We start from the raw sequence: 17724 nt of genomic DNA, 5'->3' as shown, positions 1-17724 counted from the left end.
CTTCGGCGCGGGGGTGGTGGAGCGGTCAGTCGGCCAGCACGGCCTGGATCTCGAGCTCGACGAGCAGGTGGGTCCCGACGAGGGAGAGGCCCAGCTCGACGGCCTGGTTCCAGTTCATCCGGAAGTCCTCCCGGTCGAGCCGGGCGGTGGCCGTGAAGCCCGCCCGGACGCCGCCCCACGGATCGGGGCGGGTGCCGCCGTAGCGCAGCTCCAGCGGCACGTCGCGGGCGGTGCCGGCGAGGTCCAGCCGGCCGTGCACGGTCCAGCGGCCCGGCCCCGCGGGCTCGACCGCGGTGCCGGTGTAGCGGATCTCGGGGAACCGCGCGACGTCGAGGAAGTCCGCCGAACGCAGGTGCGCGTCGCGCTGGTCGTTGGCGGTGTCGATGCTGGCCGCGTCGATCACCGCCTCGCACCGTGACCGTTCCAGCGGCTCGGCCACCACGATCTCGCCGGAGAAGTCGCGGAAGCGACCGTGCACCGTCGAGAGGGCCAGGTGCCGGGCGGTGACCTCGATCGTGGAGTGCGCCGGGTCGATGACCCACCGGCCGGGCCGCGGGGTGCCGGAGTCGCCGGGGCGGCTCAGGACGAGCAGCCCGAGGTCGGTGCCGGCCGGGCCGGTCGCCACGGTGCGCGCGACCGGGACGCAGCCGGGGGCGGCCACGATGACCGTCGCCGTCACCGTCACCGTCGCCGTCCCCGGCGCGGGGACCGGGACGGCGAAGCGGCCCGCGGCGTCCACGGCGGTGCGGCCGAGCTGCCGGCCGGTGCCGTCGACGAGCGTCACCGTGGCCGCCTCCAGCGGCTCGCCGTCCCGGCCGAGGACCGTCCCGGTGACGGCGTCCCGGACGTCGACCCGACTTCGGCTCACCGGAGCGCTCCCAGCGTCATGTCGTGCGCCACCTCGGCCCCGGCGGGCAGGCGCAGCGCCTCCGCCACGGGTGCGAAGCCGCTGGCGGTCACCGTGTAGTCGCCGGGCAGCAGGTCGCTGAACGCGTAGCCGCCGTCACCGCCGGTGCGGGTCGTGGCCAGGACGGTGCCCGCCTCGTCGAGCAGGGTGACCGTCGCCTCCGGCAGCGGGCGCCGGTCGCTGGCGGCACGGACGGTGCCGCTCAGCCGGGCGCCGCCGATGAGGACGAGGTCCCGGACGACCGTGCCGCCGTCGGGCAGGTCCACGGTGCCGGCGACCGGCTGGTGTCCCGGCGCCTGGGCGGTCAGGGTGTAGACCCCGGCCAGCAGCTCGCCGAGGGCGAACGCCCCGTCGGCGGCGGTCGTGGTGCTGCCCACCACCTCGCCCTGGACGTCGGTCAGGGTGACCAGCGCCCCGGGGAGCGGCGCGCCGGTGGCCCCGCACAGGGTGCCTCGGATCTCGCCGCTGCCGGCCAGGACGACGTCCCGGTGCACGGCGGAGTCGGCCACGGCGACCATGGCGGCGTTCGGGGCCAGCTGCGGCGCGGCGGCGATGAGCAGGTAGGTGCCGCCGGTGGCCGGCCGCAGGCGGTAGCCGCCGTCGTCCCCCGAGCTGGCCCGGTCGACCTGCCGCCCGGTGACGTCGGCCAGCGTGACCGACGCGCCGGCCAGCGGCCGGCCGTCGCCGCGCAGCACCCGGCCCACCACGACGCGGCCGTCCGCGGGGTGTCCGTTGCCGTTCACGCCGGGGACCGCGCCGTTCGCGCTCGCCGCGGCCAGCGTGTGCCGAACGCGAGGAGCCTCCCCACCGGCGGCCGGAGCGGCGTCCGCGGCCGCAGGAGCGGCCTCGCCGGCGGCGTTGCTGCGGCGCAGCGGCACCTCCTTGATGAACAGGACGGCGAGCACCGCCACCGCGGAGATGACCGCGGCGATGACGAACACGTCGCCGATGACGTCGCCGTAGACCGCCCGGACCAGGTCCTGCACGGGAGCGGGGAGACCGGTCAGGTCGAGGGACTCCGAGCCGCCACCCTGGGGTGCGGGCAGGCCCATCGCCACCAGCCCCTCGGCTACCCGGTCGCTGACCCGGTTGGCGGCGATCGAGCCCAGGACCGAGACCCCGGCGGCACCGCCCATCGAGCGGAAGAAGGTGACGACCGAGGTCGCGGCGCCGATGTCGCGCAGGTCGACGGTGTTCTGCACCGCCAGGACCAGGTTCTGCATGGTCATGCCGACGCCGAGGCCGAGCAGCGCCATGTAGCCGGCCATGACCGCGTAGTCGGTCTCGTGGTCGATCGTGCCGAGCAGGCCCATGCCGGCGACCAGCAGGATCGTGCCGGCGACCAGGTAGACCTTCCACTTCCCGAACCGGGTGACGAGCTGGCCGGAGACCGTGGAGGAGACCAGCAGCGCGCCGATCATCGGGATCGTGGCCAGCCCGGCCTTGGTCGGGGACCAGCCGCGGGCGATCTGGAAGTACTGGCCGAAGAAGACCGAGGCGCCGAACATCCCGACGCCGACCGCGATCGAGGCGATGATCGCCAGCGCGGTGGTCCGGTCCCGCACGATTGGCAGCGGGATGATCGGCTCCCGCACCCGGCTCTCGACGAGCACGGTGAGCAGCAGGGCGACGAGACCGCCGCCGGCCATGACCGCCGACTGCCAGGAGACCCAGTCGAACTGGTTGCCGGCGAAGGTCACCCAGATCAGCAGGTCGCTGACCGCGGCGGTGACGAGCGTGGCACCCAGCCAGTCGATGCTCACCGTCCGGCGCACGGTCGGCAGGTGCAGCGTCTTCTGCAGCAGCACCAGGGCGATGAGGGCCAGCGGCACGCAGGCGTAGAAGGTCCAGCGCCAGCCGAGCCACGAGGTGTCGACGATGACGCCGCCGAGCAGCGGGCCGCCCACGGTGGCCACGGCCATGACCGCGCCCAGGTAGCCGGAGTACTTGCCCCGCTCCCGGGGCGGAATCATCGCCCCGATGACGACCTGGACCAGGGACTGCAGGCCGCCCATCCCGATGCCCTGGAGCACCCGGAACCCGATGAGCATGCCCATGGACTGGGTGAGGCCGCAGAGCGCGGAGCCGATGACGAAGACGACGATCGCCAGCTGGACCAGCAGCTTCTTGCTGTAGAGGTCGGCGAGCTTGCCCCAGATCGGCGTCGACGCCGTGGCCGCCAGCAGGGCCGCGGTGACCACCCAGGTGTACTGCGACTGGGTGCCCTCGAGCTTGGCGGTGATCGTCGGCAGCGCGTTCGCGACGATCGTGGTGCTGAGCAGGCCGACGAAGAGGGCCATCAGCAGGCCGCTGAGCGCCTCGAGCGTCTCTCGGCGCGACATGGCGGACTCGACGGCAACAGGCCTGGCGGCCCGGTGCGTGGTGCTCATGCAGTGTCCTTTGCGGATGACGGCCGCCGGCCGTGCGCAGTTGTGAGGAAGGCGGTCGGCAGTGGTCCTGGCCGCCGCTACGGTTGTATTACGCAACGATATGTGGAGAGCTTCCCGGTTGCGGTGGAGACCTGCGTCACTGGCGGCGTTCCGGGCTCCGCGCTTCCCGGTTGCCGGGTGTCCGGCCTTGGACTGCGGGACTCCGGCCGCCGTGTGTCGCCAGTCCGGTCGCGCCGACTTCCTGTGGTAGCGGCTGCGTTCTCGTGCCTGCTCATCTCTTTGCGTCTCCGACCTGCACGTTCCCTTGAGTCGTCGCCTACTCGAACGTGTGATCGAGTGTGTGGACGACGGGGCGCGGACCGGCACGCTCGCTGGCGACGCGCCGCTCGTCGGGTGGGCGTCGGGTCCGCTGGGGGCGGTGCAGGCCGCGGATCGGGAGATCGCCCGGCAGACCGCGATCCGGGCGCAGGCGGTGGCGGCCTTCGCCGCCTCCCGGCCGGCGTCGGCCGACCGCCAGCAGGGCGCGCCCGGGGCGATGTCCGCGGAGCGGTGGGCGGCCCGGCCGGAGGTGCTGCGGCCGGTGAGTGAGTGGGCCCCCCGAGTTGGCGCTCGCGCTGAACCTGACGCAGCCGGGCGCCGAGGCGCTGCTGGCGCAGTCGCTGACGCTGGTGCACCGGCTGCCGGGCACCCTCGATGCGCTGCAGCGCGGGCTGGTGCACGCCGGGCACCTGTGGCACCTGCTCGACAAGGTCGCCCTGATCGCCGACGACGCGCCGCGCGCCGAGATCGAGGCCGACCTGCTGGCCTGGATGGGCCGCCGGCAGACGGTGACCACGCCGGCGCAGCTGGGCGACAAGGCGCGCAGGCTGGTGGCGCAGCGGGACGCGGCCGCGGCCGGGCGGCGGCTGGCGCGGGCGCTGCGGGAGCGCGGGGTGTCGATCCGCCCGGACCGGGTCGAGGGCATGGCGCAGCTGAGCGTGTTCTGCACGCTGCCCGAGGCGCGGGCCTTCCACGGCGCGCTGGTGCAGTGCGCCGACGCGATCGTCGACGAGCCCGGTGCGCCGGTGCGCACCCGCGGGCAGAAGATGGTCGACGCCCTGCTGGAGCTGGTGCTGCGCCCCGGGGGGAGCGAGTTGTCGCCGGTTCGGGTGCTGCTCACGGTGGTGGCCTGGGTGCCACGCTGCTGGGCGGGGACGCCCCGGCCGAGCTGGACGGCGAGGTGCTGCCCGCGGAGATGGCCCGCCGGCTGGCCCGCGCCTTCGCCGGCCAGCCGCCCGTCGACGACACGTCCGAGCAGGCCGCCGCGAACGCCGACGCCGCGCCGGGCGCCGCTGGCGCCACGACCTCACCCCCGGCGGCATGCTGACCGTCACCACCCCCAGCGGCCTGACCGCCGTCACCGAACCCCCGCCCTACTGAGTGAGGGCCACCGGCCGTGCGAGTGGAGCCGCCGAGGTGGTTGCTGCTCGTCAGCGGCAGAGGCCGGGCACCAGGCGGACGCCAAGAGGCCCTCGACCGCGGCGCACCGGTCGGTGCCGCGCTGCGGCCGGGACGGTGCGCGGGGAGACGAGCGGCTCAGGTGGCAGGCGACGAGGTGCTTGTGCCGTCCTCCGTCGGGTCCTGGTCGGGGTCGTCGTCCGGGAAGTCGAACGGCGGAGTCGGGTTCTGCCCCTCGGCGGACACCGGCACGTCGACCGTCACCTCGCCGGCCTCGCCGAAGGTGGAGGTGACGGGGATCGACTGCGACGAGCGTAGCTCCCGCCCCAGGTGGAGCAGGGTCACGTTCGGCGGCCCCTCCGCGCCCACGTACAGGGTGTCCTCGGCGTCCACGGTGAGGGGCAGGCCCTGGCCCTCGGCGGACTCGACCCGCACGCCGCCGAAGTCCGGCCCGCTGATGTCGGTCAGGGTCACCGGCTCCCCGCCGGTGTTGGTGACCGCCATGAACAGCCGTGCGTCCTCGCCGGCCTCGTACAGCCCGTCGAGCGGGTCCTCCAACTGCACCTGCTGCAGGCCGACGTAGTCGTTGAGCCGGACGTCGGGGCCGACGGCGCCGCCCTCGACCTCGGCGGGATCGTCCGACAGCGTCTGGTCCGGCTCGGCGTCGCCGCAGCCGCTCAGTACCAGGACTGCTCCGGCGACGGCGGCCAGTCGGCGGCAGGTGGGGGAGAGCGCGGTCACGGGACCTCCTGCGGCGGTGGGTCGGGATCGGCGGTCACGGGCTGAGGGACGCGGGCGCGAGCACCTCGGTCGCCGGGTGAGGCCTGGTCGTTCCACGCCTCCAGCCGTGCCAGGTCGACGTCGAGGCAGAGCCCCCGGTCACCGCCGAGGTGTCGGAGGAGTCGACCGGTGTCACGGCCACGAGCAACGACGGGGTCTCCTCTCGACGGCTCGGGCTCGGTGCGCCCGCTCGCCGCACCTCCTGCCCGGACACGCCGGACACCCCTCGGCCCCGGCCCGTTGTGTCACCGAACCGTGATGTCCCCGGCTGGTGCTCAGGAAGGCGGCCGGCGGCGCGGGGCCCGGTCCGTCCCGGAGGACGACGCCGACGCGCCCTCCGGGACGGCGACCGCGGCGTGGTCGCCGCGTCCTCGCGCCGGCTCAGAACCAGCCGCGGCGGGCGCCGAGCTGACGGACGGCGGCGTCGAGGTGTGCCGCCACGGTGCGGACGTCGGTGTCGGAGTGGCTCAGCCGCAGCCGGCCGCCGACGTCCCGACCCTCGCTGAGCAGCCCGCCGCGGCGGTCGACCTCCAGGACGACGTCCACGCCCTGCGGGTCGGCGAGGAAGGTGACCTCCAGCTCGTTCACCCGACCGCGCAGTCCGGGGGGCGGGGCGAACTCGACCTCCTGGTAGAAGGGCAGCTCGCTGCCGCGGACGTGGCCCTTCTCCACGTCGGCGCCGCGGAACGCGAAGCCGAGGCCGTCGAGCGCGTGCAGCACGGTGCGCTGCACCGGCAGCGGCAGCACGGTCACCGGGTCGAGGTCGCCGGGGTCGACGGAGCCGGGGATGTCGACCCGGGTGCGCAGGCCGACGCGCATGCCGCGCAGGTGCCAGCCGTCGATCGCGGTGATCGGGCACTGCCACGGCACCGGCAGGCTGAACGGCACCTGGTACTGCTGCTCCGGCTCCAGCCGCCCGGCCCCGGCGATGGCGGCCGTGCCGAAGGTGACCTCCTCGCGCCAGGACGAGTCGCCGCTCTCCACCTCCACGGTGGCCTGCAGCGCGACGCGCACCTCGGTGACGTCCTGCGGCACCTTGCCGCCGGTGACGTGCACGGTGCCGGTGACCGCGCCGCCCGGGGTCGTCTCCGGCCGGTCGAGCACGGTCTCGACGCCGGCGCCGCCGGAGCCCAGGCGCGCCATCATGCCGCGGAAGGCCATCGGTCCTCCTGGTTCGTAGGGGTGGAGCGAGATCATGTCGGCCGGAGCCTGTCACGGGGCTCGTCCAGGTGTCACCGCTCGTGGCGAGGCGCCGGGTCCGCATGGACCTCCCACCGGCACCGTCAACGAGGAGGGCAACGTGAGCGAGACCTTCAGCCTGGGCCGGATCGCCGGCATCCGCGTCGGCGTGAACGCCAGCGTCCTCGTGATCGTCCTGATCATCGCCGGGGGACTGGCGTTCGGCCGGTTCCCCCTGGTGCTGCCCGGCCGCGGCGCCGCCGCGTACGTCGTCGCCGCGCTGGCGGCCGCCGTCGCCTTCCTCGCCTCGCTGCTGGCGCACGAGCTGGCCCACGCGCTGGTGGCCCGCCGCAACGGGGTCGAGGTCGAGGGCATCACCCTGTGGTTGCTGGGGGGTGTGGCCCGGCTGCGGGGAGGGGCCCGTACGCCCGGGGCGGAGTTCCGGATCGCCGGCGTCGGCCCCCTCACCAGCCTCGTCCTCGGTCTCCTCCTCGGCGCCGCTGCCATGCTGGCGCGGCTCGCGGGGGCCGACGGCCTGCCGGTGGCCGTCCTCGAGTATCTCGCCGGCATCAACGTGGTGCTCGCCGTCTTCAACCTGGTCCCGGCGGCCCCGCTCGACGGCGGGCGGCTGCTGCGCGCGCTCCTCTGGCGCCTCCGCCGTGACGCGTGGTCCTCGGCGGTGACCGCGGCGCGGGCGGGCCGGGTCTTCGGCTTCGCCCTGATCGCCCTGGGCTTCCTGCAGCTGGTCACCGGCCGGGGGTTCGGCGGGCTGTGGCTGGCCCTCATCGGGCTGTTCGTGGTGAACGCGGCGACCGCCGAGGAGCAGCACGCGCGGGTGTCCGGTCGCCTGGGTGGGCTGACCGTCGGCGCGGTCATGAGCAGCTCCGTGCTGGTCGCCGACCCCGACCTGACCGTCGAGCGGTTCCTGCACGAGGTGGCCATGGTGCGGCGCTTCAGCACCTATCCGCTGGTCGACCGCTCCGGCGCACTCGTCGGCCTCGTGACGCTCAACCGGCTGCGCTCGGTGCCCCCCGCGGCCCGGGCCGCGACCCGCCTCCGGGACGTCGCCTGCCCGCCGCCGGAGATCCCGGTCGCCCGGCCCGACGAGCCGCTGACCGAGCTGCTGCCGCGCATGGAGGGGTGCACCGACGGCCGCGCGGTCGTCCTCGACGGCGGCCGGGTCGTCGGCGTCGTCTCCCCGAGCGACGTCGCCCGCACCCTCCAGCTGGCCGACCTCGCCGCATTCGACCGGTACCCCTCGGCGGGGGGCGGAGCCGACGTCGCCCGCGTGGCGGACGCCGGCCGTCCCTGACCGTCCCGACGCCGTGCGGGAGCAGGTCAGGCGCCGCCGGTGAAGCGGCGCTCCGCGCGGGCGACCAGCACGGGGTAGAGCCGCGGCGCCAGCCGGACCAGCAGGTCGACGACCCTGGCGTCGTTGCCGACCAGGATGCGCGGCCGGCCGGCCTCCACCCCGTCCACGACGATCCGCGCGGCCTGCTCGGGCGGCATCCTCAGCAGCTTCTCGTTGTAGGCCCGGTGACGGGCCTCCTCGGCGGCGGTCACCACCTGGCCCTGCGCCCGCGCGTGCTCGAACGCCGCCGTGGCGATGTTGGTCCGCACGCCACCGGGGTGGACGACGCTGACCTGCACCGGGTGTCGGGCGGCCAGCAGCTCCGCGCGGAGGCTCTCGGTGAAGCCGCGGACGCCGAACTTGCTGGCGCAGTACGCCGTCATGCGGCCCTGCCCCATGATCCCGTTGAGGCTGGAGACGTTGACGACGTGCCCGTCGCCGGAGGCGATGAGGTGCGGCAGGAACGCCTTGGTGCCGTGGATGACGCCGAACAGGTTGATCGACAGGACCCGGTCGTAGTCGGCCCAGCTGTTCTCCAGCACGGTGCTCCCGCCGGCGACACCGGCGTTGTTGTAGACCTGGTGGACGACGCCGAAGTGCTCCGCCACCGCGGCCGCGTACGCCTCGACGGCCGCCCGGTCGCTGACGTCGAGCCGGGCGGTGTGCACCTCGGCACCCAGCGCCTCGGCCCGGTCGGCCGTCTCGCCCACGCCCGGCTCGTCGACGTCGGACAGCGCCAGGCGCGCGCCGCGCCGGGCCAGCTCGAGGGCCAGCTGCCGACCGATGCCGGAGCCGCCGCCGGTGACGACGGCGACCTTGCCGCGCACGCTGCTCATCGAGGGTCTCCTGGGGGGGTCGAGTGGGCGAGGCCGGTCGGGGTCGGGCCGGGGGGCGCCGATCGGGCCAGGTCGGCGGTCAGCTCGACGAGGCGGTCGACGACGCCGGGGGCCAGGTGGTGCCCCATGCCGGCGATCTCGACGTGCCGCGCGCCGGGGATGGCGTCGGCGGTGGCCCGCCCGCCGGTCGGGTGCACCATCGGGTCGCGGTCGCCGTGGACCACCAGGGTCGGCGCGGTGATCCGGGCCAGCTCCGCCGTCCGGTCGCCGGAGGCCTGGATGGCGCCGATCTGCCGGGCCACCGGCGCGCCGGCGCGCGCGCCGCCGGCCCGGGCCCACACCGCGGTCGCCCAGGCGCGCTCGAGCTCCTCGTCCGGGGGGAAGGTCGTCGACCCGATGTGCGCCAGCATCCCCAGGTGCCGTTCCACGGACTCCTCGACCGTGCGCGCCGGGTTCCTGGCCATCCGCAGCAGCGTCGAGCGGGCCGGCTGGCCCACCCGCCGGTGCCCGGTGGTCGAGAAGACCGACGTCAGGCTGAGCACCCGAGCCGGGTGCCGCGCCGCGACGATCTGGGCGATCATCCCGCCCATCGACATCCCGACCAGGTGCACCTGCTCGATGCCCAGGGCGTCGAGCAGGCCCACGGTGTCGGCGGCCATGTCGGCGAGGTCGTAGGCGTCCGGCCGGGGCCGGGCCAGCAGCTGGCGCAGGCGGCCGGGTGGCGGGGCGTCGATCCGCGAGGACCGGCCGGCGTCGCGGTTGTCGAGCCGGACGACGCGGAAGCCCCGCTTGACGAAGCCGTCGACCATCCGCTGCGGCCACGAGGTCAGGTCCAGGCCCAGGCCCGCGACGAGCAGCAACGGCGTCCCGTCGTCCGGGCCGTCGACGCGGTAGCAGATCCGCGGGCCGGCCGGGAGGTCGACGAAGCGGTCGGTGTCCTGCGCCGTGGCGGTCACGGCGCCTCCTCGCTGGCGCTCGTCGGCTCCGTGCCCGGCAGTGCTGTGCTCTCCGCGTGACCTCGCGAGCTCGGTCACGCGGTCACCGCCGCGCGGTCGGCGGAGCGGGACAGGTGCAGCTCGGGGTCGGTGACGCTGTCGGCGCGCAGCAGCTTCACGTCGGCGCTGTAGCTCATCGACGTCAGCCACGGCATCCGGTCGCCCTGGCGGGGCAGCTGGTCGACCGCGCGCTGGATGTAGCCGGCGGCGAAGTCGAGGAAGGGCCGGGTCGGCATGTCCGGGTCGCTGGGCTCGGGCCGCGCGACGTCGTACCCGTGCGCGTCCATGTGCGCCAGCAGCCGGCAGAAGTGCTCGCAGAGCAGGCCGATCTTCAGCGTCCAGGAGGAGTTCGTGTAGCCGATCGCGAGGACGAAGTTGGGGACGCCGGAGAGCATCATCCCCTTGTAGGCGACCGTGTCGGGGAGGTGCACCGGCTCGCCGTCGACGGTCAGCGAGATGCCGCCGACGGCCTGCACGTTGAGCCCGGTCGCCGTGATGATCACGTCGGCCTCGAGCTGCCGGCCGGAGGCCAGCAGCACGCCCTTCTCGGTGAAGGTCTCGATCCGGTCGGTCACGACGTCCGCCGTCCCGTTGCGGATGGCGCGGAACAGGTCGCCGTCGGGGACGGCGCACAACCGCTGGTCCCACGGGTCGTACGGCGGGTTGAAGTGCTCGTCGACCGGATAGCCCTCGGGCAGGTGCTTGGTGTTGACCCAGCGGATCAGCCGGCGCGCCGCCTTCGGGTACCTCTGGCAGAACTTCCAGATCCCGATGCCGCGGGCGATGTTCTTGCGCCGGGTCAGCGCGAACGCGCGCTCCTCGCCGAGCAGCGCGCGCAGCCGGTCGGCGAGGACGTCGGTGCGCGGGACGGGCATCACGTAGGACGGCGTGCGCTGCAGCATCGTCACGTGCCCGGCGGTCTCGGCCATCGCCGGGACCAGGGTGACCGCGGTGGCGCCGCTGCCGATCACCAGCACCCGCTTGCCGGCGTAGTCGAGGTCCTCGGGCCAGTGCTGCGGGTGGACGATCGGCCCGCCGAACCGCTCCCGGCCCGGGAAGACCGGGGTGAAGCCCTCGTCGTAGCGGTAGTAGCCGCCGGCGCAGAACAGCCAGCCCGCGGACAGCTGCAGCCGCTCGCCGGTGTCGGTGCGCTCGACGTCCACGGTCCAGCGCGCGTCGGCGGTCGACCACGAGGCCGCCAGCACCCGGTGGTGGTACCGGATGTGGGCGTCCAGGCCGTTCTCGGTGATCGTCTCGCGGAGGTAGGCGAGGATCCGCGGCGCGTCGGCGATCGCCTGCTCGTCCCGCCACGGCTTGAACTCGTAGCCGAAGGTGTGCAGGTCGGAGTCCGACCGGATGCCGGGGTAGCGGAACAGGTCCCACGTGCCGCCGGAGGCCGCACGTGCCTCCAGGATCGCGAACCTCTTCGCCGGCAGCTCGGTCTTCAGGTACCGCCCGGCCCCGATGCCGGAGATCCCGGAGCCGACGACGAGGACGTCGAGGTGCTCGACCGGCGTCTGCGTGGTGGTCACCCCTCCGACTCTGCGTGGTGGGTGCCACTTGTGCCAGCACACGTTGCACCGGGATGCTCCCCGCGTGGTGCACGGTGCTGCAGGTCCGCGCTGGCCCGACGTCTCCCCGCGGGTGCGGGAGCTCTTCCGGAGGGGTGCGGAGGTCGCACTCGACCCGAAGGACGCGTGGGTCGAGGAGCTGCACGCCGCCTCCCTGGGCGGGCCCCGGATGCGGCCGGTCGCCGAGGACCCGGTGCTCGCCGCGGCGACCCGGCGGGTCAGCCTGGCCAACCTGCTGCACTGGGCGGCGGCCAACGTGCAGCACCCGGGACGCCGGGTGCCGCCCAACACCGGTCCGGAGTCGCTGGAGACGGCGCGAGACCTGGTGCGCCGGGGTCTGGACGAGTCGGCCCTGGACGCCTACCGCGCCGCCCAGGGGGTGGCCTGGCGACGGTGGATGGAGATCTGCTTCGAGCTGACCTCCGACCCCGCCGAGCTGCGCGAGCTGCTCGACGTCTCCGCCCTGTCCATCGCCACCTTCATCGACGACACCGTCGCCGCCACCTCCGAGCGGATGCGCGCCGAGCGCGACGAGCTCACCCGCGGCGCGCACGCCGAGCGCCGGGCCGCGGTCAGCCTGCTCCTGGAGGGCGCCCCCATCACCCGGAGCCGCGCCGAGGCCCAGCTCGGCTACGGCCTGGCCGGCCCGCACACCGCCGTCATCGTGTGGAGCGGGTCGGGCACCGCGTCCGAGCACCTCGAGGCCGCGGCCGAGGCCGTCGTCCGGGCCGGCGGCGCCGCGCACCGGCTGACCGTCGTCGCCAGCGCCGCCGCGCTGTGGGTCTGGCTGCCGGTGGCGACCGCGCCGCACGCGGGGCAGCTCGCCGACGAGCTGACCGCGCACCCCGACGTCCGGGTGGCCGTGGGCCGCCCCGGCCGGGACGTCGACGGCTTCCGTCGCAGCCACCTCGACGCCGCCACCACCCAGCGCATGGTCGCCCGGCTGACCAGCCCGCAGCAGGTGGCCCGCTACGAGGACGTGCAGCTGGTCGCGCTGCTCACCGCCGAGCCGACGCAGGCCGACGAGTTCCTCGCCGACACCCTGGGCGACCTGCTGCACGCCGACGCCGACACCCAGCAGGCGGTGCGGACCTACGTCCGCGAGCTGGGCAGCACCACGCGCACCGCCGAGCGGCTCTACACGCACCGCAACACGGTGCTGCGCCGGCTGGCCCGCGCCGACGAGCTGCTGCCGCGCCCGCTCGCGGAGAACGTCGTCAGCGTCGCCGCGGCGCTGGAGGTGCTGCGCTGGCGGGGGACGGCGACCTGACAGAGGACCCGCCGCCCCCCGCCGGCCCCGTCCAGGGCACCGCCCTGAGCTCTGACGGCCCACGTGCAGGGTCCCGCCGCGAGCCTGCGAGTGACGGGGGCAAGGGGGACCGGTGGCGTCGTGCCGGGGCCCGAGCCGGGCCTGCGAGGCGCCGGGGGGAAGGGTGGTCCTTCCTCAGCGGACCCGCAGCAGCACCTTGCCGGTGGCCCGGCGCTCGTCGAGCTCGGTGACCGCCGCGGCGGCGTCGGCGAGGTCGTGCACCGAGCCGAGGACCGGGTCGAGGGCGCCGCGCTCGAGCAGCGGCTGCAGGTCGCGCCACTGCTCCTGCACGTAGCCCGGGTCGCCCATCCAGAACGCGCCCCAGCCGACGCCGACGACCGAGACGTTGTTCAGCAGCAGCCGGTTGACCTTGACCGTGGGGATCTCCCCGCCGGTGAAGCCGAGCACGAGCAGCCGCCCCTCGCGGGCCAGGCTGCGCAGGGAGTCGGTGAAGCGGTCCCCGCCCACCGGGTCGGCCACGACGTCGACGCCGCGGCCGTCGGTGAGCTCCCTGACCCGCTCGCGGAACCCGTCGGCGAGCACGACCTCGTCGGCGCCGGCGGTCCGCGCGGTCTCGCCCTTGGCCTCGCTGGAGACCACCGCGAGCACGCGCGCGCCGTACGCCTTGGCCAGCTGGATGCCCGCCGTCCCCAGCCCGCCGGCGGCGCCGTGCACCAGCACCGTCTCGCCGGCCTCCAGCCGGCCGCGCCGCGTGAGGGCGAAGTGCATGGTCAGGTAGTTCATCGGCAGCGCCGCGCCCTGCTCGAAGGAGACGCCGTCGGGCAGGGGGAAGACGAAGCCCGGGTCGACCGCCGCGACCTCGGCGAACCCGCCGAAGCCGGGGAAGGCCGCCACCCGCTGCCCCGGCTGCAGGCCGCTGCCCTCGGGGGCGCTGCGCACCGTTCCGGCGACCTCGCTGCCGGGGACGAACGGCAGCGGCGGCTTGAGTTGGTACTCCCCGCGACTGAGCAGCACCTCGGGGAAGGTCACGCCGGCGACGTGCACGTCGATCAGCGCCTTGCCGGCCGCGTCGGGCTCGGGGGCGTCGACGACCGAGATGGCCGAGGGGCCGTCGAGGGTGGCGATCTGGGCGGCGCGCACGGGTCCTCCTGCACGGTGGGGATCTCAGACCGCGCGAGCTTGTCAGAGCGCGTGACCGGCGTCGCACCGCGGGTGGCGGAGCTCAGTCGGTCTCCGGCTGCTCCGCCGACTCCGGGCCGACGGCGGGGGCGGCGCCGCCGAGCTCCTTGCTGCGGGTCGGCTCGGCGTCCTCGGGACGGGGGACGCGCGGGTCGTCGGGCAGCGGGGGAGCGGTCCGCTGCGGCCCGTCGAGGTCGTTCGATGGGGTGCTCTCGGGATCCATGACCGTGGGGTACCCGCTCGACGCCTCGTCCTCGCGGGTGAACCGCACGTCCATCCAGGGCTGCCAGGTGACGCCGTCCTCGGCGCGCTCCCACAGCGCGGTCATGCTCCGGCCGTCGGGGGCGATGCGCAGGGTCGACCGGACGGCGGCCGTGGGGACGTCCGGGTCGGACTGCGCGGCGCGGGCGACCTCCCCGCCGCCGGTGAAGTGCCAGACCCCGTCGTCGTCGATGCGGAGCCGCATCAGCGTGACGTCGCCGGTGTCGTCGTAGGAGCGGGCCAGCGTCGCGTCGCCCTCCCGCTCGCCGATGATCTCGAGCGCCCGCACCGGCGTCCCCCCCACGAGGACGTCGACGGAGTGCACGAGGACGTGGCCGCCGGGACCGGGCTCGTAGACGTCGCTGCCGGTGACGGGCACCGGGTCGTCGCCGAGGACGTGGCCCTCGGTGCGCCACCGGCCGACCACCGGCGCCAGGTCGGTGCGGGTCATGGCGCCCATGGTGGGGCCGGCGGGCGCGCCGCGGAACCTAGCGGCCGACCAGCTGCCGCAGTCGGCGGACCGGCGCCCGGACGGCGCACAGCGTCAGCCGCACCGGCAGCGTCACGGCCGTCTGTCCCACCCGGACGCCGAGGCGCCACAGGTCGGCGTAGTCCGGCGGCCGGGGCGCCGTCGGCGGAGGGTCGGGCGGGGGTGGCGTCGCGGGCGCGATCAGGTCCACCGTCGTGCGGCGGCGCGTGCTGCGCAGCGACTCGAAGGACGGGATCGCCGGCGCGGCCGGCGACTCCTCGTCGTCCGGGTGTGTCTCGGGGGTGGGGAGCGGCTCCCCGCGCTCGCCCGCCGGGATGCGGCCGGGCGGTTCCGGGACGACGCGGCGGATGGCGGCGATGCTGCCCGGCCCGAGCCCGTTGACCGCCCGGAGGTCGGCCCGGGAGAGGCCGGCCAGCTGCGCGGTCGTGGTGATCCCGGCCCGGGTCAGTGCGGTGACCGCCCGCGCGGGCAGGCCGAGGTCGCTGACGGTCTCCCCGGGCCTTGTCCCCGGCGACGTGGTCGGCATGGGGTCCAACCTAGGACCGGCCGCCCGGCCGCACCGGTCCAGGTCTCCTGCAGGATGCGCACAGTCCGTACGCACAGGAGGCGCCCGATGGCCGCTGCCCGTCCCGGCCCGACCCCGACGCACGCCGAGGGCGCGCTGGCCTCGGGGCTGTACCGGCAGTCCTGGACCGTCGAGGACCCGGTCGGCGCCGTCGTCCTGGTGCACGGCGCGCACGAGCACGGCGGCCGGTACCGGTACGTCGCAGCGCGGCTGGCCGCCGCCGGTTACACCTCCCACGCCGTCGACCACCCCGGCCACGGCCGGTCGCCGGGCCGCCGCGGCAACATCGGCAGCATGGCCGCCGCCGTCGACGGCGTGGCGGAGCTGGTGCGGTTCGCCGGCGGGCAGCACCCCGGCGTCCCGGTGTTCGTCTACGGGCACAGCCTGGGTGGGCTGATCGCACTGCAGTACCTGACCGGGACGCCGGACGCCCGGGTCACCGGCGCCGTGATCTCGGCGCCGGCGCTGGACACCAGCACCGCGAACGCCGTCCAGCGGACCCTGGCCCCGCTGCTGTCCCGGTTCCTGCCCGACCTCGGCGTCCTGCAGCTCGACGCGACGGCGGTCAGCCGGGACCCGGAGGTGGTCCGCGACTACCGGACCGACCCGCTCAACCACAACGGCCGGATGGTCGCCCGCACCGGGGCCGAGCTGATGACCGCCGCGCTCGCCATGCCGCGGCGGCTGCCCTCGCTCACGATGCCGCTGCTCGTGCTGCACGGCACCGCCGACCGGCTCGTGCCGCCGGCCGCCAGCGAGGTCGTCCGGGCGCACGCCGGCTCGCCCGACCTCACGGTCCGGACCTACGGCGGGCTCTTCCACGAGCCGCACAACGAGCCCGAGAAGGACGACGTCCTGACCGACGTGGTGGCCTGGCTCGACGCCCACCGTCCGTCCTCCTGACCGCCCGCCCGCGGCCGTGAGGGCGTGCGGCGGGCGCCGGGAGTGACCCCGCGTACACCGACGCGACACGCCGTGTCGACCTGCGGCGCGCCGGTCACGAGCCGGATCGTGACCGGCGTCACGACGACAATGCACATGACTGCACGTAGCGTTTCGTGTGCGCTCAGCAAAGGAGAGAGCGCGGCACCGGTCCGCCAAACCCTGCCCACCGGACGCCATCCAGATCCCAGGGCAGGGGTGGGGGACCCACGACCACGGCGTGCCACGACTCGAGCCGCACGACTCGAGCGGAGCACCGCCTCGGGGTGAAGCCGCGGATCGCGGCCGGGCACCGATCGCCCGAACCCGACAGCTCACCTCGCCGGCGGTGATCGGAGATCACCATGGCCAAGCACCGCGCACCCCGCTATGTCCGCACCAAGAAGGTCATCGCCAAGGCGCCCGTCGCCGCCGGCGCCACGGTCGTCGGGTTCGGCGTCCTGGGCGCCCCGTCCCAGGCCCTCGCCGGGACGACGGGCGCCCTCCCCGCCCACGCCGTCGAGGTCCCCGCCGTGACGCCGGTCGCCGAGGCCGGCACCGTCGCCCCGGAGGCCGACTACACCGTCGTCCGCGGGGACACCCTGGCCGAGATCGCCGCCGCCCACGGTCAGACGTGGCGTGACCTCTACCAGCGCAACGCCTCCGTCATCGGCGCGGATCCCGCCCTGATCCTCCCCGGCCAGGTGCTGCTCACGGCCGGCTCCGTGCCGGTCGCGCCGGCTCCGGTCGCCCCGGCTCCGGCCGCCCCGGCGGCGGCCGTCGGCTCGGTCGGGAACGCCGCGCCCGCCGCCGCGGCCGCTCCGCTCGCCGCGGCGGCCCCGGTCGCCGCCCCGTCGGCCACCGCGCGCATCAGCAACAGCGCCGGCCCCGTCGCCGCGCAGGTCCAGGCCGCGGCGAACCGGGTGACCAGCGAGGTGCCCGGCGCCGGCTCCATCACCCTGGGCGGCACCCGCGCCAGCGCCACCGACCCGAACGGCCACCCGTCCGGCCTGGCGCTGGACTACATGGTCATGTCCGACGCCACCCTCGGGGACGCCATCGCCGCGTACCACATCGCCCACTGGGACGAGCTCGGCGTCGAGTACGTCATCTGGCAGCAGCGGATCCTGACCTCGCCCGGCGGCGCGTGGAAGGCCATGGCCGACCGCGGCAGCGCGACGGCGAACCACCGGGACCACGTGCACGTCAACTACGTCGGCTGACGCACCTCGGCCCGGTCCAGGGCACCGCCGGCCCCTGCAGGGTCCCGCCGCGGCCCCGTCCCGGGTCCCACCCGAGCGCTGACGGCCCCCCTGCAGGGTCCCGCCGCGAGCCTGCGAGCGGCGGGGGGCAAGGGGGTCCTTCCAGGGTGCGGACGGGGTCCTCTCTCACAGCAGCTCGTCGAGGTCGTCCGGGCCCGGCCCCGTGCCGCCGGAGTCGCGCAGGGGCGAGGTGTCGGGCAGGTCGTCCTCGGGCGGCTCGGGCGCGACCGGACCCTCCGAGTACAGGGTGCTCGGGTCCCGCGGGTCCATCTCGCTCATGGGGACACAGGTGCCCCGCCAGGCGTCCGGGAACCGTCCGCCGGGGCCGGG

General features: G+C 75.4%; 16 protein-coding genes, 1 pseudogene and 1 riboswitch. Of the genes and pseudogenes, 6 read left to right on the top strand and 11 right to left on the bottom strand.

Annotated elements, in window-relative coordinates; genetic code table 11:
- Nucleotides 1-25: 25 nt before the first annotated feature.
- Nucleotides 26-868 carry a YceI family protein gene (locus ACU610_RS09085; RefSeq protein ID WP_446767380.1) on the bottom strand — a complete coding sequence of 281 codons (843 nt, stop codon included), beginning with the start codon at nucleotides 866-868 and terminating at the stop codon, nucleotides 26-28.
- Entirely contained in the window at nucleotides 865-3297 is a 2433-nt protein-coding gene (locus ACU610_RS09080) for an MFS transporter (RefSeq protein WP_446767379.1), read from the bottom strand. The genes ACU610_RS09085 and ACU610_RS09080 overlap by 4 nt, the downstream gene beginning before the upstream one ends.
- Nucleotides 3298-3881: 584 nt before the next feature.
- Between ACU610_RS09080 and ACU610_RS09075 the strand changes: the two are divergent.
- Both ACU610_RS09075 and ACU610_RS09070 read left to right on the top strand, forming a co-directional pair.
- Nucleotides 3882-4397 (top strand): annotated as a pseudogene (locus ACU610_RS09075) (DUF222 domain-containing protein); the annotation flags it as partial.
- A gap of 119 nt (nucleotides 4398-4516) precedes the next feature.
- Nucleotides 4517-4663: a hypothetical protein gene (locus ACU610_RS09070; protein ID WP_446770771.1), complete on the top strand. Its 147-nt coding sequence runs from the start codon at nucleotides 4517-4519 to the stop codon at nucleotides 4661-4663.
- Nucleotides 4664-4872: 209 nt separating this feature from the next.
- On the opposite strand, the gene ACU610_RS09065 is transcribed toward ACU610_RS09070, so the two are convergent.
- Both ACU610_RS09065 and ACU610_RS09060 read right to left on the bottom strand, forming a co-directional pair.
- Nucleotides 4873-5475 carry a hypothetical protein gene (locus tag ACU610_RS09065; RefSeq protein WP_446767378.1) on the bottom strand — a complete coding sequence of 201 codons (603 nt, stop codon included), beginning with the start codon at nucleotides 5473-5475 and terminating at the stop codon, nucleotides 4873-4875.
- Nucleotides 5476-5895: 420 nt separating this feature from the next.
- Nucleotides 5896-6675, bottom strand: a complete 780-nt coding sequence (locus ACU610_RS09060) for a sporulation protein (RefSeq protein WP_446767377.1) — start codon at nucleotides 6673-6675, stop codon at nucleotides 5896-5898.
- Nucleotides 6676-6814: 139 nt separating this feature from the next.
- Here ACU610_RS09060 and ACU610_RS09055 point away from each other — a divergent pair, with 139 nt between their 5' ends.
- Nucleotides 6815-8005 carry a site-2 protease family protein gene (locus tag ACU610_RS09055; protein WP_446767376.1) on the top strand — a complete coding sequence of 397 codons (1191 nt, stop codon included), beginning with the start codon at nucleotides 6815-6817 and terminating at the stop codon, nucleotides 8003-8005.
- A 26-nt stretch (nucleotides 8006-8031) separates the two neighbouring features.
- On the opposite strand, the gene ACU610_RS09050 is transcribed toward ACU610_RS09055, so the two are convergent.
- From ACU610_RS09050 to ACU610_RS09040, 3 genes are all read right to left on the bottom strand, one after another.
- Nucleotides 8032-8880, bottom strand: a complete 849-nt coding sequence (locus ACU610_RS09050) for an SDR family NAD(P)-dependent oxidoreductase (RefSeq protein WP_446767375.1) — start codon at nucleotides 8878-8880, stop codon at nucleotides 8032-8034.
- A complete protein-coding gene (locus tag ACU610_RS09045; RefSeq protein ID WP_446767374.1) occupies nucleotides 8877-9836 on the bottom strand; it encodes an alpha/beta fold hydrolase in 960 nt (319 codons plus the stop codon). The genes ACU610_RS09050 and ACU610_RS09045 overlap by 4 nt, the downstream gene beginning before the upstream one ends.
- Before the next feature lie 74 nt (nucleotides 9837-9910).
- Nucleotides 9911-11407, bottom strand: a complete 1497-nt coding sequence (locus ACU610_RS09040; RefSeq protein ID WP_446767373.1) for a flavin-containing monooxygenase — start codon at nucleotides 11405-11407, stop codon at nucleotides 9911-9913.
- 64 nt (nucleotides 11408-11471) lie between these two features.
- On the opposite strand from ACU610_RS09040, the gene ACU610_RS09035 reads away from it, so the two are divergent.
- Nucleotides 11472-12716, top strand: a complete 1245-nt coding sequence (locus ACU610_RS09035) for a PucR family transcriptional regulator (protein ID WP_446767372.1) — start codon at nucleotides 11472-11474, stop codon at nucleotides 12714-12716.
- Nucleotides 12717-12890: 174 nt separating this feature from the next.
- On the opposite strand, the gene ACU610_RS09030 is transcribed toward ACU610_RS09035, so the two are convergent.
- The 3 genes from ACU610_RS09030 to ACU610_RS09020 form a co-directional block, all read right to left on the bottom strand.
- A complete protein-coding gene (locus ACU610_RS09030; protein WP_446767371.1) occupies nucleotides 12891-13856 on the bottom strand; it encodes an NADPH:quinone oxidoreductase family protein in 966 nt (321 codons plus the stop codon).
- 82 nt (nucleotides 13857-13938) lie between these two features.
- Nucleotides 13939-14607 carry a hypothetical protein gene (locus ACU610_RS09025; protein WP_446767370.1) on the bottom strand — a complete coding sequence of 223 codons (669 nt, stop codon included), beginning with the start codon at nucleotides 14605-14607 and terminating at the stop codon, nucleotides 13939-13941.
- A gap of 37 nt (nucleotides 14608-14644) precedes the next feature.
- Complete coding sequence (locus ACU610_RS09020) at nucleotides 14645-15172, bottom strand: DNA-directed RNA polymerase subunit alpha C-terminal domain-containing protein (protein WP_446767369.1); 528 nt, start codon at nucleotides 15170-15172, stop codon at nucleotides 14645-14647.
- 87 nt (nucleotides 15173-15259) lie between these two features.
- On the opposite strand from ACU610_RS09020, the gene ACU610_RS09015 reads away from it, so the two are divergent.
- Together ACU610_RS09015 and ACU610_RS09010 are read left to right on the top strand one after the other, a co-directional pair.
- Nucleotides 15260-16114 carry an alpha/beta hydrolase gene (locus ACU610_RS09015; protein WP_446767368.1) on the top strand — a complete coding sequence of 285 codons (855 nt, stop codon included), beginning with the start codon at nucleotides 15260-15262 and terminating at the stop codon, nucleotides 16112-16114.
- A gap of 262 nt (nucleotides 16115-16376) precedes the next feature.
- A riboswitch (cyclic di-AMP (ydaO/yuaA leader) is annotated at nucleotides 16377-16496 on the top strand.
- 1 nt (nucleotide 16497) lies between these two features.
- On the top strand, nucleotides 16498-17355 hold the full coding sequence (locus ACU610_RS09010) for a LysM peptidoglycan-binding domain-containing protein (protein ID WP_446767367.1): 858 nt from the start codon (nucleotides 16498-16500) through the stop codon (nucleotides 17353-17355).
- A gap of 165 nt (nucleotides 17356-17520) precedes the next feature.
- Here the strand turns inward: ACU610_RS09010 and ACU610_RS09005 are convergent, their stop codons facing one another.
- Entirely contained in the window at nucleotides 17521-17673 is a 153-nt protein-coding gene (locus tag ACU610_RS09005; RefSeq protein ID WP_175479654.1) for a hypothetical protein, read from the bottom strand.
- Nucleotides 17674-17724 lie beyond the last annotated feature (51 nt).

Source organism: Geodermatophilus sp. URMC 61 (assembly GCF_052931555.1).
This window is presented reverse-complemented; position numbering and strand designations above follow the sequence as displayed.